Annotated in this window: 14 protein-coding genes; 11 read left to right on the plus strand and 3 right to left on the minus strand. The window is 64.5% G+C overall.

Annotated features, from left to right (window positions below; all coding sequences use genetic code 11):
* Positions 1-4 precede the first annotated feature (4 nt).
* The 4 genes from livM to ACFQX9_RS15445 all read left to right on the plus strand — a co-directional run bounded on the left by livM (position 5) and on the right by ACFQX9_RS15445 (position 4,167).
* Positions 5-1,324: a high-affinity branched-chain amino acid ABC transporter permease LivM gene (gene livM, locus ACFQX9_RS15430; protein ID WP_018455576.1), complete on the plus strand. Its 1,320-nt coding sequence runs from the start codon at positions 5-7 to the stop codon at positions 1,322-1,324.
* Positions 1,321-2,154: an ABC transporter ATP-binding protein gene (locus tag ACFQX9_RS15435; RefSeq protein ID WP_377789258.1), complete on the plus strand. Its 834-nt coding sequence runs from the start codon at positions 1,321-1,323 to the stop codon at positions 2,152-2,154. Before livM ends, ACFQX9_RS15435 begins: the two co-directional genes overlap by 4 nt.
* Positions 2,151-2,891 carry an ABC transporter ATP-binding protein gene (locus tag ACFQX9_RS15440; protein ID WP_377789260.1) on the plus strand — a complete coding sequence of 247 codons (741 nt, stop codon included), beginning with the start codon at positions 2,151-2,153 and terminating at the stop codon, positions 2,889-2,891. Before ACFQX9_RS15435 ends, ACFQX9_RS15440 begins: the two co-directional genes overlap by 4 nt.
* 157 nt (positions 2,892-3,048) lie before the next feature.
* Positions 3,049-4,167 carry a branched-chain amino acid ABC transporter substrate-binding protein gene (locus ACFQX9_RS15445; RefSeq protein ID WP_377789262.1) on the plus strand — a complete coding sequence of 373 codons (1,119 nt, stop codon included), beginning with the start codon at positions 3,049-3,051 and terminating at the stop codon, positions 4,165-4,167.
* Positions 4,168-4,248: 81 nt separating this feature from the next.
* Here ACFQX9_RS15445 and ACFQX9_RS15450 read toward each other — a convergent pair whose 3' ends face one another.
* Complete coding sequence (locus tag ACFQX9_RS15450; RefSeq protein WP_018455572.1) at positions 4,249-4,635, minus strand: response regulator; 387 nt, start codon at positions 4,633-4,635, stop codon at positions 4,249-4,251.
* A gap of 240 nt (positions 4,636-4,875) precedes the next feature.
* Here ACFQX9_RS15450 and ACFQX9_RS15455 point away from each other — a divergent pair, with 240 nt between their 5' ends.
* From ACFQX9_RS15455 to ACFQX9_RS15465, 3 genes are read left to right on the plus strand one after another with little or no spacing between them, the layout of a single operon-like run.
* Complete coding sequence (locus ACFQX9_RS15455) at positions 4,876-7,686, plus strand: PAS domain S-box protein (RefSeq protein ID WP_377789263.1); 2,811 nt, start codon at positions 4,876-4,878, stop codon at positions 7,684-7,686.
* 58 nt (positions 7,687-7,744) lie between these two features.
* Complete coding sequence (locus ACFQX9_RS15460; protein ID WP_018455570.1) at positions 7,745-8,740, plus strand: P1 family peptidase; 996 nt, start codon at positions 7,745-7,747, stop codon at positions 8,738-8,740.
* A gap of 49 nt (positions 8,741-8,789) precedes the next feature.
* Positions 8,790-9,002, plus strand: coding sequence for a KTSC domain-containing protein (locus ACFQX9_RS15465; protein WP_026232976.1), 213 nt, complete (start codon positions 8,790-8,792; stop codon positions 9,000-9,002).
* 12 nt (positions 9,003-9,014) lie between these two features.
* Here the strand turns inward: ACFQX9_RS15465 and ACFQX9_RS15470 are convergent, their stop codons facing one another.
* Positions 9,015-9,809 carry an EF-hand domain-containing protein gene (locus ACFQX9_RS15470; RefSeq protein ID WP_085385053.1) on the minus strand — a complete coding sequence of 265 codons (795 nt, stop codon included), beginning with the start codon at positions 9,807-9,809 and terminating at the stop codon, positions 9,015-9,017.
* Positions 9,810-10,058: 249 nt separating this feature from the next.
* Between ACFQX9_RS15470 and rpe the strand changes: the two genes are divergently transcribed.
* From rpe to ACFQX9_RS15490, 4 genes are all read left to right on the plus strand, one after another.
* Entirely contained in the window at positions 10,059-10,760 is a 702-nt protein-coding gene (gene rpe / locus ACFQX9_RS15475) for a ribulose-phosphate 3-epimerase (RefSeq protein WP_018455567.1), read from the plus strand.
* A 150-nt stretch (positions 10,761-10,910) separates the two neighbouring features.
* Complete coding sequence (locus ACFQX9_RS15480; RefSeq protein WP_162847284.1) at positions 10,911-11,051, plus strand: hypothetical protein; 141 nt, start codon at positions 10,911-10,913, stop codon at positions 11,049-11,051.
* Between the two features lie 4 nt (positions 11,052-11,055).
* Complete coding sequence (locus ACFQX9_RS15485; RefSeq protein ID WP_018455566.1) at positions 11,056-11,232, plus strand: hypothetical protein; 177 nt, start codon at positions 11,056-11,058, stop codon at positions 11,230-11,232.
* Between the two features lie 21 nt (positions 11,233-11,253).
* Positions 11,254-11,445, plus strand: coding sequence for a hypothetical protein (locus tag ACFQX9_RS15490; RefSeq protein ID WP_007602380.1), 192 nt, complete (start codon positions 11,254-11,256; stop codon positions 11,443-11,445).
* Positions 11,446-11,469: 24 nt separating this feature from the next.
* On the opposite strand, the gene ACFQX9_RS15495 is transcribed toward ACFQX9_RS15490, so the two are convergent.
* Positions 11,470-12,894 (minus strand): protein kinase, encoded by a 1,425-nt coding sequence (locus tag ACFQX9_RS15495; RefSeq protein ID WP_377789266.1) that lies wholly within the window; start codon positions 12,892-12,894, stop codon positions 11,470-11,472.
* Positions 12,895-12,899: the final 5 nt, after the last annotated feature.

Raw genomic sequence — 12,899 nt, forward strand, 5'->3', positions numbered from 1 at the left:
GCGCGTGAAAGCTCCCTCGATCAATACGGCCAAAACCGCATCGGGCATACCCGCTCTCCTGAAGACCGCCTGCGTCAACGCACTGATCGCGCTGGTGCTGTTCTCGCTGATGGTCGGCGTCCGCACCGAAGCCGGTTCCGACGGCCAGCTCACCTATTGGACGCGCTTCGGCGAGGTCGCCTCCCTCGTCGCCGCGGTATTCGGCGGCTCGATCGTGCTCGAGCTGCTCAAGCAATGGATCGGTCCGACCGGCGCCGAGAAGCTGGTGCCGCCGGCGGTGCAGAGCGGAATGTCGTTCCTCGGCCGCTATCTCGCACCGGCGCTTCTGATCTTCACCCTGCTGGTGCCTGTGATCTTCTATGACCAGCGCTACATCCTCGATCTAGCCATCCTCGTGCTCACCTATGTGATGCTGGGCTGGGGGTTGAATGTCGTAGTCGGGCTGGCTGGCCTGCTCGATCTCGGCTATGTCGCCTTCTATGCGGTCGGCGCCTATTCCTACGCGCTGCTTGCGACCAATTTCGGCTGGTCATTCTGGATCTGCCTGCCGCTAGCGGGCGTCCTCGCCGCATTCTGGGGCGTGCTGCTCGGCTTCCCCGTGCTGCGCCTGCGCGGCGACTACCTCGCGATCGTGACGCTCGCCTTCGGCGAGATCATCCGCCTCGTCATCATCAATTGGCAGGATCTGACCGGCGGCCCCAACGGCGTCTCCAGCATTCCCCGCCCCTCCTTCTTCGGCATCCCGCTCGACAACAGCGACAACGGGCTCGCAGCCAGGCTCGGCATCGAATATTCGCCGACCCACCGCATCGTCTTCCTGTTCTACCTGATCCTGGCGCTCGCGCTGCTCACCAACTGGGTGACGATCCGGCTGCGCCGCCTGCCGATCGGCCGCGCCTGGGAAGCCCTGCGCGAGGACGAGGTCGCCTGCCGCGCGCTCGGCATCAACACCACGACCACCAAGCTCACGGCATTCGCGACCGGTGCGATGTTCGGCGGCTTTGCCGGCGCGTTCTTCGCAACCCGCCAGGGCTTCATCAGCCCGGAATCCTTCACCTTCCAGGAATCGGCGCTGGTGCTCGCCATCGTCGTGCTTGGCGGCATGGGCTCGCAGCTTGGCGTCGCGCTCGCAGCGCTCGCCATGATCGGCGGTTTCGAGCTGTTCCGGAGCCTCGAGAGCTATCGCATGCTGGTGTTCGGCATGGCCATGGTGCTGATCATGATCTGGCGGCCGCGCGGCCTGATCGGCCATCGCGCGCCGACGGTGTATCTGACCAAGGCCCACGCGATCTCATCCGACCTCGTCAAGGAGGGGCACGGATGAGCCGCGACCAGATTCTCGAGGTCGACCGGCTTACCATGCGCTTCGGCGGCATCGTCGCGGTGCAGGACCTGTCGTTTGCTGCCGAGCGGAAGAAGATCACCGCGCTGATCGGACCCAACGGTGCCGGCAAGACAACGGTCTTCAACTGCATCACCGGGTTCTACAAGCCGAGCGGCGGCGCCATCCGCCTCGGCCATGACGACGGCAAGGTGATCGCGCTGGAGCGGCTGAACGATTTCCGCATCGCCAAGCAGGCCAAGGTCGCCCGCACATTCCAGAACATCCGCCTGTTTCCCGGCATGACGGCGCTGGAAAACCTGATGGTGGCGCAGCACAACGCGCTGATGCGCGCCTCCGGCTTCACCTTGCTCGGGCTCATTGGCGCGCCCGTCTACCGCGAAGCCGAGAAGCGCGCGATCGATCTCGCCACCGACTGGCTCAAGCGCGTCAATTTGCTCGATCGCGCCGACGATGCCGCCGGTAATTTTGCCTATGGCGACCAGAGACGACTCGAGATCGCGCGCGCGATGTGCACCGAGCCCGCGCTCTTGTGCCTGGACGAGCCCGCCGCCGGCCTCAATGCGCGCGAGAGCGCCGCCCTGAGCGAGCTGCTGCTGTCGATCCGCAACGAGCTCGGCACCTCGATCCTGCTGATCGAGCACGACATGTCCGTGGTGATGGAGATCTCCGACCACATCGTGGTGATGGACCACGGTTTGAAGATCTCTGAAGGCTCCCCGCGCGAGGTTCGCGACGATCCGAAGGTGATCGCCGCCTATCTCGGCACCGATGAGGAAGAGGCGGCGGCCGTGATGGAGAGCGGGTCGTGACGTCGCCCACTGCCCTGCTCGCGATCCGCGGCCTTCGCGCTGCCTACGGCAAGATCGAGGCGCTGAAGGGCGTTGACCTCGAGATCAATGCCGGCGAGATCGTGGCGCTGATCGGCGCCAACGGCGCCGGCAAATCGACGCTGATGATGACGATCTTCGGCAAGCCCCGCGCCCGCGCTGGCCAGATCCTGTACGAAGGCCGCGACATCACCCAAGTGCCCACCCACGAGATCGCGCATTTGCGCATCGCGCAATCGCCGGAAGGCCGCCGCATCTTCCCGCGCATGAGCGTGGCGGAAAATCTCCAGATGGGGGCGGACGCCACCGAATGCACCGACGCCGAACGCGAGGTGACGCTACAACGCGTGTTCACGCTGTTTCCGCGGCTGAAGGAACGCTACGGCCAGCGCGGGGGAACCCTGTCTGGCGGCGAGCAGCAGATGCTGGCCATCGGCCGCGCTTTGATGAGCCGCCCTCGCCTGCTCCTGCTTGATGAGCCCTCGCTCGGTCTGGCGCCGCTGATCGCGCGCCAGATTTTCGATGCGATCCGCACTCTGAACCGGCAGGACGGCCTGACCGTGCTGATCGTCGAGCAGAACGCCAACCACGCGCTCAAGCTCGCCCATCGCGGCTATGTCATGGTCAATGGCCTGATCACCCTGGCCGGGACCGGTGCCGAGTTGTTGCAGCGCCCCGAGATTCGCGCCGCCTACCTGGAAGGCGGCCGGCACGGCTGAGGCCGCCCAAGGCGAACCCGTGCGGCCGAATTTGGCGATATCTCTGCCAATGCCCGTATTTTGCCGGTGACTTCTCCTCGAATTCATTCAAGAATGGCGCCGGTTTGAACCGGGCATGCCCGGTAACTTCCACAGGCGACCACCCTCGAGGTATCTCATGAAATCACTGAAGCTCATCGGTCTGGCATTGGGCGCATCGATCGCGCTGTCGAGCGCGGCATTCGCGCAGGATGTCACCGTCGCAGTCGCAGGTCCGATGACCGGCGGCGAGTCCGCCTTCGGCCGCCAGATGAAGAACGGCGCCGAGATGGCCGTAGCCGACATCAACGCCGCCGGCGGTGTCAACGGCAAGAAGCTCGCGTTGTCCGTCGAGGACGACGCCTGCGATCCGAAACAGGCGCGCTCGATCGCCGAGAAGATCGCCGGCGCGAAAATTCCGTTCGTGGCCGGGCATTATTGCTCGTCCTCGTCGATCCCCGCGTCGGAAGCCTATGCCGACGGCAACGTGCTCCAGATTACTCCCGCCTCCACCAATCCGAAGTTCACCGATAGCGGACTGTGGAACGTGGCGCGCGTCTGCGGCCGCGACGACCAGCAGGGCCTGGTCGCCGCCCAGTACATCGCCAAGAACTACAAGGGCAAGAACATCGCCATCCTCAACGACAAGACCACCTACGGCAAGGGCCTTGCGGACGAGACCAAGAAGGCGCTCAACAAGGCTGGCGTCACCGAGAAGATGTACGAGTCCTACAACAAGGGCGACAAGGACTTCAACGCGATCGTCTCGCGGCTGAAGCGCGACAACATCGATCTCGTCTATGTCGGGGGCTACCATCAAGAGAGCGGCCTTCTCCTGCGCCAGATGCGCGACCAGGGCCTGAAGACCGTGCTGATGGCCGGCGACGCACTCGCCGACAAGGAATACGCCTCCATCACCGGCCCGGCCGGCGAAGGCACGCTGTTCACCTTCGGCCCCGATCCGCGCAACAAGCCGACCGCGAAGAAGATCGTCGAAGCCTTCAAGGCCAAGAACATCGACCCCGAGGGCTACACGCTCTACACCTACGCAGCGATGCAGGTCTGGTCGGAGGCGGCCAAGAAGGCCGGCACCACCGACGCCAAGAAGGTCATGGCAGCCATCAAGGCCGGCAAGTGGGATACCGTGATCGGGCCGATCGAGTATGACTCCAAGGGCGATATCAAGCAGCTCGACTACGTCGTCTACAAATGGGACGCCAAGGGCGGCTACGCCGCGATCAGCGGCAACGGCACCTAAGCACGCTTGCCGGGGCCTGAAGGCCTCCTCCAATCATCATCGCGCCCCGGCTCGCCCGGGGCGTTTCTTCCTGCGTCAGGATCAGACTGCTGCTTGTATCGCGCCGTCCACCGCGGCTTGGGCCTTCCTCAGCGCTTGAAGAAGATCGTTCGGCCGAAACGGCTTTTGCAGGCAGACCACGCTGGCGAGGTGGGGCGATTGTTCCATGAAGTCCAGCGCCGTCATCCCCGACACGGCAACGACCGGGAGGCTCGGTGCAAGCTCGCGCAGGGTCGTGATGACCTCGACGCCACTGGTATCGCCGAGGAAAATGTCCACGATTGCCGCGTCGAAGCCGACCTCGGTGAAGGCTTTCACCCCGGCTGCGCCGCTGTCGGCCTCAACGACCTCATAACGGTTGACGCGCAGCACGATCGCGACCATCGCACGGACGTCCTTCTGGTCGTCGATGATGAGAACGCGGGGCATAGGGAACAACTCCCGGATCCTGAAATCAAAATGCCTGGTTCAAACCTGGAACCCGCAGCTGCGGGAGAGCATTATTGCACCATCCAGTAAAGCGCATCTTACCCGATCCCCGGTGCGCGTTCCCCCAAAAATTAAGTAAACTGTAACCTTCGGTTGAGTCGCAGTGGGTTTTGTCATGATGCGTGCCCAGAACCCGCTACCATGGGCAGAAATTGATTGGGCCAAATGAGATTGGCGAAGATGCTCAAAACCGATCTGCGCGAGCTGCACGTGTCTGCGACGACCGATCGAAGCACATTCCTTTCGACGTTGCCGGCTACCCCGAAGGACCGCACCGCAGCATTGGCGATCGTGGGCGTCTCGTCGATCCTGTTCGCGGTGGCCGTGCCCTTCGCGGGTATCCCGCTACTGCCCGTGCCAGCCTTCGTCGCCAGCTATCAATCCGCCCTTGTGGTCGCGGACATTGTCACCGCCGTCCTGCTGTTGTCGCAGTTTGCGGTGCTCAGGACCAGCGCGCTGCTCGTGCTCGCGACGGGCTATCTTTTCACAGCCGCCGCGGCCGTGGTCCATGCCCTCACCTTCCCCGGACTTTTTTCGCCGACCGGGCTGCTGGGGGCCAACCAGCAGACCACGGTCTGGCTCTACATGATCTGGCACGGCGGCTTTCCGCTTTGCGTGCTGGCCTACGCCTGGCTGAAGGAGGCCGAGGGCGGCGCCCGGATCACGGGCTCGGCAAGCAAAGCGATCTACGCCAGCGTGGTCGGCGTCGTCACGGTCATGATCGTCTTGACCTGGATCGTCACTGCGCAGCACGACCTTCTTCCGGTCCTGCTGCGCGATGGCGGTTACACGCAGACCATGATCGGCGTGGTGTCCTTTGTCTGGTCCTTGAGCTTCGCCGCGCTGGTCTCGCTGTGGTTCCGCCGTCCGCATTCGGTCATCGATGTCTGGCTCATGGTTGTGATGTGCGCGTGGCTGTTCGACATCGCGCTGTCGGCGATCGTCAACGTGGCGCGCTTCGATCTCGGCTTCTACGCCGGTCGTGTCTACGGCCTCTGCGCGGCGACCTTCGTGCTCGCGGTGCTCCTGATCGAAAATGTCCGCCTCCAGGCGCATACGCTGGGTCTCGTCGGCAGGCTGCGCCAGCAGTCGGCATTGGATCGCGATTATTACGGCAAGCGCCTTGCCCTGTACGGCGCCGTCGTCGAATCCGCCAATGATGCCATCATCACGAAGACGCTCGACGGTGTCATCACGGGCTGGAACAAGGCCGCCGAACATCTGTTCGGCTATGCCGCCGCGGAGGCCATCGGGCAGCCGATCGACATCATCGTCCCGGAGGACCGCAAGGCCGAGGTCAGGGGTATCCTGAACCGGGTCGGCGGCAACGAAACGATCGCACAGCACGAGACGGTCCGGATCCGAAAGGACGGCCGGCGGGTCGACGTCGTCCTCAATGTTTCTCCGCTGAAATCAGCCAACGGACAGATCATCGGCGCTTCCAAGATCGCCCACGACATCACGGAAGAGAAGCAGGCACGAGAAAAACTGCGCCGCGAGGTCGAGGAGCGGCAGCGGATCTTCGAGACCTCACAGGATCTGATCCTGGTCACCGACGGTTTTGGCAATTTCATCCAGGTCAGCCCGAGCGTGAAGACTATTCTCGGCTTGAATCCAGAAGACATGATCGGGCACAGCGCCACCGAGTTCATTCATCCTGATGACCTCCAGAAGACGCGCGACGAGATGCGCGCGGCGCGGCGTGGCGCCGTCAAGCGCAGCTTCGAGGCGCGCTACTACCACTACGACGGTCACGAGGTCACGCTGAACTGGATGGGCACCTGGTCCGAGCCGGTCAAGCGCCATTTCTTCATCGGCCGCGACCTCACCGAGAAGCAGGCGGCCGAGGCGCAGTTCAGGCACGTCCAGAAGATGGATTCCATCGGTCAATTGACCGGCGGCGTCGCGCACGACTTCAACAATGTGCTGACCGTCATCACCGGCACCATCGGAATTTTGGCGGACGCGGTCGCTGACCGTCCCGAGCTCGCCGCCATCACCAAACTGATCGACGACGCCGCCGAGCGCGGCGCGCAACTGACCAAGCATCTGCTCGCGTTCGCCCGCAAGCAGCCGCTCCAACCACGCGAAATCGACGTCAACGCATTGACGCTCGAGGCCGCAAAGCTCCTGCACCCCACGCTCGGAGAGCAGATCACCATCATGCCGCAACTCACCGAGGATGCGTGGCCGGCACTGATCGACCCGGGCCAGCTCTCCACTGCGATCCTCAACCTCGCGCTGAACGCGCGCGATGCGATGCCCGACGGCGGCACGCTGGTGCTGGAGACGCGCAACATCTTCCTCGACGACGGCTATGCCAGCATGAATCCCGACGTGGTGGCCGGCAATTACGTCATGATCGCCGTCAGCGACACCGGCTCCGGAATCCCGCCGGAGTTGATGGACCGGGTGTTCGATCCCTTCTTCACCACGAAGGAGGTCGGCAAGGGCACCGGCCTCGGGCTCAGCATGGTGTTCGGCTTCGTCAAGCAGTCCGGCGGACACATCAAGATCTACAGCGAGGAAGGCCACGGCACGAGCGTGAAGATTTACCTGCCGCGCTCGAGCGGCGTGCAGGAGACCGAATTCGAGGCGCTGCAGAACGCGCCGGTCACCGGCGGCCACGAAAAGATCCTGATCGTCGAGGACGACGCGCTGGTGCGCCAATATGTCGTGACCCAGATCAAGAGCCTCGGCTATACCGCCCTCGAAGCCGCCAACGCGGCCGAGGCCCTCGTTATCATCGACGCCGACAAGGACATCGACCTGCTATTCACGGACGTCATCATGCCCGGCAACATGAACGGCCGCCAGCTCGCCGACGAGGCGGCTCGCCGCCGCCCCGACCTGAAGACGCTGTTCACCTCGGGCTACACCGAGAACGCCATCGTCCATCACGGGCGGCTCGATTCCGGCGTGCTGCTGCTGGCAAAGCCCTACCGTAAGTCCGAGCTCGCCAAGATGCTGAGGACCGCGCTCGCGGGTTGAGCCTGCGGCATCCCTGCGATATCGCTGAAGCGAGCGCCTTTCAGCCTGCGGAGCCGCCTTGAAAAACCTTCTCACCGATATCGCCGGCGTCCGCGTCGGCCATGCCGAGGATGCGAAAATCGCCACTGGCACGACCGCGATCATCTTCGACGCCCCCGCGGTTGCGGCCATCGATGTTCGCGGCGGCGGACCCGGCACGCGCGAAGACGCGTTGCTCGACCTCGCCAGCACCGTCGATCGCGTTGACGCGATTGCGCTGTCCGGCGGCTCCGCCTTTGGAATCGACGCCGGCGGCGGCATCCAGGCCTGGCTCGCCGAACAAGGCCGCGGCTTGCGAATTCGCGAGGCGGTGATTCCGATCGTGCCTGGCGCAATCGTTTTCGACTTGCTCAACGGCGGCGACAAGGCCTGGGGACGCTTCGCGCCCTATCGCGACCTCGGCTACGCCGCAGCGTTGGCCGCCAGCGACGATTTCGCACTGGGCAGCGTCGGCGCCGGCCTCGGTGCCACCACCGCGACCTTCAAGGGTGGACTGGGGTCGGCCTCCGCGGTCCTGGCCAATGGTATCAAGGTCGCCGCGATCATGGTCGTCAACGCGGTCGGCAGCACAACCGTTGGCGAAGGGCCTTGGTTCTGGGCTGCGCCGTTCGAGGAGAACGGCGAGTTCGGCGGGCGCGGCCTGCCGTCCACGTTCACACCAGACATGCTAGCGATGCGCATCAAGGGCGGACCCGCCGCGAACGCGCGCGAGAACACCACGATCGGCGTCGTTGTCACCGATGCCACGCTGACCAAACCCCAGGCCAAGCGGCTTGCGATGATCGCGCATACCGGGTTCGCCCGTGCGATCTATCCGGTGCATGCACCGACCGACGGCGACGTGCTGTTCGCCGCCGCAACGGGCGAGAAGCCGATCGAGCCGCTGGTCGGCCTTACCGAGCTCGGAACGATCGCCGCCAACGTGGTCGCACGCGCCATCGCTCGCGGCGTCTACAATGCGACGGCCCTGCCGTTTGCCGGCGCAATGCCGGCGTGGAAGGACCGGTTCGGATAGAAACGAAACGGCTGACACGGCGTTACCCTGGCCGACAAGGTGCACAACCATGCCGTCTTCCGTGATCCGCTTTTTCCGCTACGCCCCCGATAGGCGCGAGCTGACGGTGACTTTCGTCAGCGGACGCCTCTATGTCTATGCGGACGTTCCGCCCGAGGTCGCCGCCGCGTTCAAGAATGTGCGGTCAAAGGGTACGTTCTTCAACCGCGAAATCCGCGACCGGTATGCCTATCGTGACATCACGCACGAATATGCCGGCTAGCCGTGAGCAAGGTTACACGCTCATCGACATCGATGAACCGACAGCCGCTGAGGCGCCTTGTCCCTGCCCGCCCTGCCGCTGCATCAACTGCGCGAACAGATCGTACGCCGAATTACGGGAGCTAGAGGCGCCCGGGACCGTCGTCGACATCTTGAAGCCGTCGGCATAGGTGACAGTGGTGGTGGTCGAACCGTCGGCGCCGGTCGTCGAGGTCGAGGTCGAGCCGCCGCTGGACCGCGAGGAGGAACCCGAACCGCTGCCGGAGGCATCGCCCGCGCCTTGCGCGTGATGGTGACCGTGATGGCCGCCCTTCAGCGCCTTCGACATCTCGTCGAGGCTGACGCTGCCGTCGGTATTCGAATCCAGCTTCGAGAAAACGTCGTCGGCCTGCGCGAGATTGGTGCCGCCGGCGCCGAGCGCATTCTCGAATTCCGACTTGGTGATCTTGCCGTCGCCGTCCCCATCGATCTGCGAGAACAGATCCTTCAAGGCGGCGTCGCGGCGCGTCGAGGAGGAGGACGTCGAACTCGACGAGGTCGAGCTGGCGGCGCTGCCGGTGCTGTCCGAGGATTGGCTCTGCGCAGCGAACAGCGCGTTCATCGTCTCCGGCGAGATCTGCGGGGTCTTGCCCGCATTGACCGACGAGGCCGCGCCGGTCGTGCTGTTGCTGCCGCTCTCGATCGCGAACGGATTGGTCGCGGGCTTTTGCGAGGATCCCGTCTTCTGCGTCGACGAGGACGATTTCGAATTCGTCAGCGACTGGATCGCGTCGAGTGCGCTCGATACGGCCCCAAGAGCAAACAACATTGCACAACTCCAACCGATGCGGCATGCCGCGGCCTGTTCTGTTCAGGTGAAGTCAGCAAGCGCCGTGCCAGCGCAAAAAGCTCAATGAAATCCGCTTTCACCGCACTTTGCACGGCCCCGGAACACCGGCAATTCATGCCGGTCGCGGCAGAAATTTCCGCCCACAGGAAGCACGCCGCCCCTGCATTGCCCGGCTGAGAGGCCCATGTTAGGCGAGTCCATCTTCCACGGCCGCCACGGGAAACCGCCATGACCCAAGCCTTCGCTCCCCGCCCCCTGGCAATCGCGCCCTCGATCCTGGCCTCGGATTTCTCCAGGCTCGGCGAGGAGGTGCGCGCCGTGGACGCCGCTGGAGCCGACTGGATCCATCTCGACGTCATGGACGGGCACTTCGTTCCCAACATCTCGTATGGCCCCGACGTCATTAAGGCGATGCGCCCGCACACCAAGAAGATCTTCGACGCGCATCTGATGATCTCGCCCTGTGACCCCTATCTCGAGGCCTTCGCGAAAGCCGGCTGCGACCACATCACCGTGCATGCCGAGGCCGGTCCCCATCTGCACCGCTCGCTTCAGGCGATCCGCGCACTCGGCAAGAAGGCCGGCGTTTCGCTCAATCCGGGCACGCCGATCAGTGCGCTCGAATACGTCCTGGACCTGGTCGACCTCGTGTTGGTGATGTCGGTCAATCCCGGCTTCGGCGGCCAGGCTTTCATCCCCTCCGCGATCGGCAAGATCCGCGACATCCGCGCCATGACAGCGGGCCGCCCGATCGACATCGAGGTCGATGGCGGCGTCGGGCCCGACGTCGCAGGTCCCCTGGCTGCGGCCGGGGCCAACGCCTTCGTCGCCGGCACGTCCGTGTTCAGGGGCGGCACGCAGGACGCCTATAAGACCAACATCGCCGCAATCCGCAACGCCGCCGCGGGCGCACGCGGCGAGGCGATCTGAGGGCCCGCTCGACTCCGCAGACGTGCGGCTTCTACGGGTGTTGCGGCGCGCAATGCCTAGATTTGCAACCTTGATCCGTACTCCTCCGGGCTTCCCTGATTCGCGCAAATCACCGCTAGTGATTCTTGCCTGTTTTCGCGGGAGCACATCATGACGACGACCCTGGTCTGGACTGGCGTGGCGTTGTGGCTTGGTTTTTGTGCGTTTGTTGTGTTTGGTCCATCGGCCGGACCGGTGAAGGTCTCGGTACGCTCGGCCCGCATCGCTCGTCGCGACTGGTATCGGGCCTGACCCCATGCAGATCGCGCTCGTGAAACGTCAGCCGAAGCGCCGGTGCCGCATCCCGCGGCGCCCACATCCTGACCTCGATTTTTTCTTCGGTCGGCTCGAACGCACCGAAGACGAGATGCGCGACGACACCGGGCCCGAGATGGACCTGGATCACCCGCTCCGGTTACCGCGCCGGCATTGAATTCTTTTCTGGACCAAGCTCATGAAGCCGCATTGCCCGAACTGCCTCAAGGAAATGACCAAGGCATCCGCGTCGCGTAACCTGTTCAACTGCGAGCCCTGCCGCGAGATCATCCAGTTCTTCGGCGGCAGCGCGGATCACGGCGAGCCCGGCCCGCAATTCTCCTGGCCGATCCGTCGCAAGCGCTCCGTCCACACCGCTCACGCGGCCTGAGCCTCCAGGATCCAGAGCGCGGCCCTATCCGGCCTCCTCGCCCGCATCCGCAGCCATTCGCGGCGGCCGTACCACGGTGACGGTGCAGGCCGCTTCCGAGGCCACCTTGGCCGAGACGCTGCCGAGCAGCGTGCGCCTGAACGAGCCCTGCCGCGCGCCGATGATGACGTGGTCGACGTGGTTGACCTCGCAAAACTCCAGGATGGCCGCCGCGGGATCGACGGCTTCCAGCACGTGAGCCGACAGCCGGCTCTCATCGAGCTTGAGCGGCGTGGCCCAGTGTCTGAGCGCCACCAACCGGTCGATATGCTTGTTGGAGCCCTGCTCATCCAGCGTCCTGTCAATCGCGATGCGGTTGAGCCTCAGCACGTTGAGACAGGCGAGCCGCGCCGACGGCAGCGTGGCGAGAATACGCTCGGTGGTGACGCGCAACGCTTCGTTCAGCTCGGGGGCGCCTTCCACCGTGTCGAGCGCGACCGCGAGGATCGGGCTTGATGCGATCTGGGCTGCGACATCCGATTTCGCGCGCGGCTGCATGACGCCCTGGTTGAAGCGGCGCCGCCAAGCGACGCTTAACGGGTCGCGCTTCATCCGCTCCGAGCGTGTGGTGAGCCTGATCTGGTCCGGATGGGTCAGATCGAAGGCGAGCTGCGACGCCGTCGGATAGCGCCGCACCGGCTCGATCTCGAGGCACCGCAGCACCACCTCCTGGAGCCAGGGCGGATAATCGGCGCGCAAGCCGCGCGGCGGGTGCGGATCGCGCCAAAGCCGGCGCCGCATCGCACGCAGTGTCTCGCCCTCGCCGAACGGCCGCTCGCCGGTCGTGAAGAAATAGAGCAGCACGCCCAGCGAGAACAGATCGCTGCGCGGATCGTCGCGCACCCCTGACAACCGTTCTGGCGCCATATAGGGCGCGGTGCCGTAAGGCAGGCGGAATTCCTCCTGCAACAGGTCCGGCAGATGGTTGTGATGCGACAGGCCATAGTCGATCAACACCGCCTCGCCGCTCTCGCGGAACATGATGCTGCTCGGCTTGATGTCGTGATGGATCACGTTCTGCCGGTGCAAATCAGCAAGCCCCGTTGCGATCCTGGCGACGAGCTGCCGCGCCTCGTCATACGGCAGCGGCAGGTCGGGCAACCGCTTGTAGAGCGTGGTCCCGGAGATGCGCTCGATCACGACATAGGCCTGGTGGGCGAAATCGCCGGTGCCGAAACAGGAGGGCACGTGCGGACCCGCAAGCCGCGGCAGGATCATCATCTCCATCTCGAAGGAGACGATCGCCGCGGGGTCCTCGCCCTCCGACACCCGCGGAATTTTCATCAGCAGCGGCACGTCGAGGCCGGGACGGGTGACGGTCCACAGCGTCGCCATTCCGCCGGCATGGACGCAATCGCCAATCGTGTAGCCGTCGATCTCTGCGCCCGATTTGACGAGGGGTTTCGGCATCGGCC

Origin of the sequence: Bradyrhizobium sp. GCM10028915 (genome assembly GCF_042666195.1) — a bacterium.
GTDB classification, from domain to species: domain Bacteria; phylum Pseudomonadota; class Alphaproteobacteria; order Rhizobiales; family Xanthobacteraceae; genus Bradyrhizobium; species Bradyrhizobium canariense_D.

Bases quoted from the DNA above. Each gene is read 5' to 3' on its own strand.
- ACFQX9_RS15465 (WP_026232976.1), top strand. From the start codon at position 8,790: ATGCCGTCTTCCGTGATCCGCTTTTTCCGCTACGCCCCCGATAGGCGC.
- rpe (WP_018455567.1), top strand. From the start codon at position 10,059: ATGACCCAAGCCTTCGCTCCCCGCCCCCTGGCAATCGCGCCCTCGATC.
- ACFQX9_RS15485 (WP_018455566.1), top strand. From the start codon at position 11,056: ATGCAGATCGCGCTCGTGAAACGTCAGCCGAAGCGCCGGTGCCGCATC.
- ACFQX9_RS15480 (WP_162847284.1), top strand. From the start codon at position 10,911: ATGACGACGACCCTGGTCTGGACTGGCGTGGCGTTGTGGCTTGGTTTT.
- ACFQX9_RS15450 (WP_018455572.1), bottom strand. From the start codon at position 4,635: ATGCCCCGCGTTCTCATCATCGACGACCAGAAGGACGTCCGTGCGATG.
- ACFQX9_RS15435 (WP_377789258.1), top strand. From the start codon at position 1,321: ATGAGCCGCGACCAGATTCTCGAGGTCGACCGGCTTACCATGCGCTTC.
- ACFQX9_RS15495 (WP_377789266.1), bottom strand. From the start codon at position 12,894: ATGCCGAAACCCCTCGTCAAATCGGGCGCAGAGATCGACGGCTACACG.
- ACFQX9_RS15470 (WP_085385053.1), bottom strand. From the start codon at position 9,809: ATGTTGTTTGCTCTTGGGGCCGTATCGAGCGCACTCGACGCGATCCAG.
- ACFQX9_RS15445 (WP_377789262.1), top strand. From the start codon at position 3,049: ATGAAATCACTGAAGCTCATCGGTCTGGCATTGGGCGCATCGATCGCG.
- ACFQX9_RS15490 (WP_007602380.1), top strand. From the start codon at position 11,254: ATGAAGCCGCATTGCCCGAACTGCCTCAAGGAAATGACCAAGGCATCC.
- ACFQX9_RS15455 (WP_377789263.1), top strand. From the start codon at position 4,876: ATGCTCAAAACCGATCTGCGCGAGCTGCACGTGTCTGCGACGACCGAT.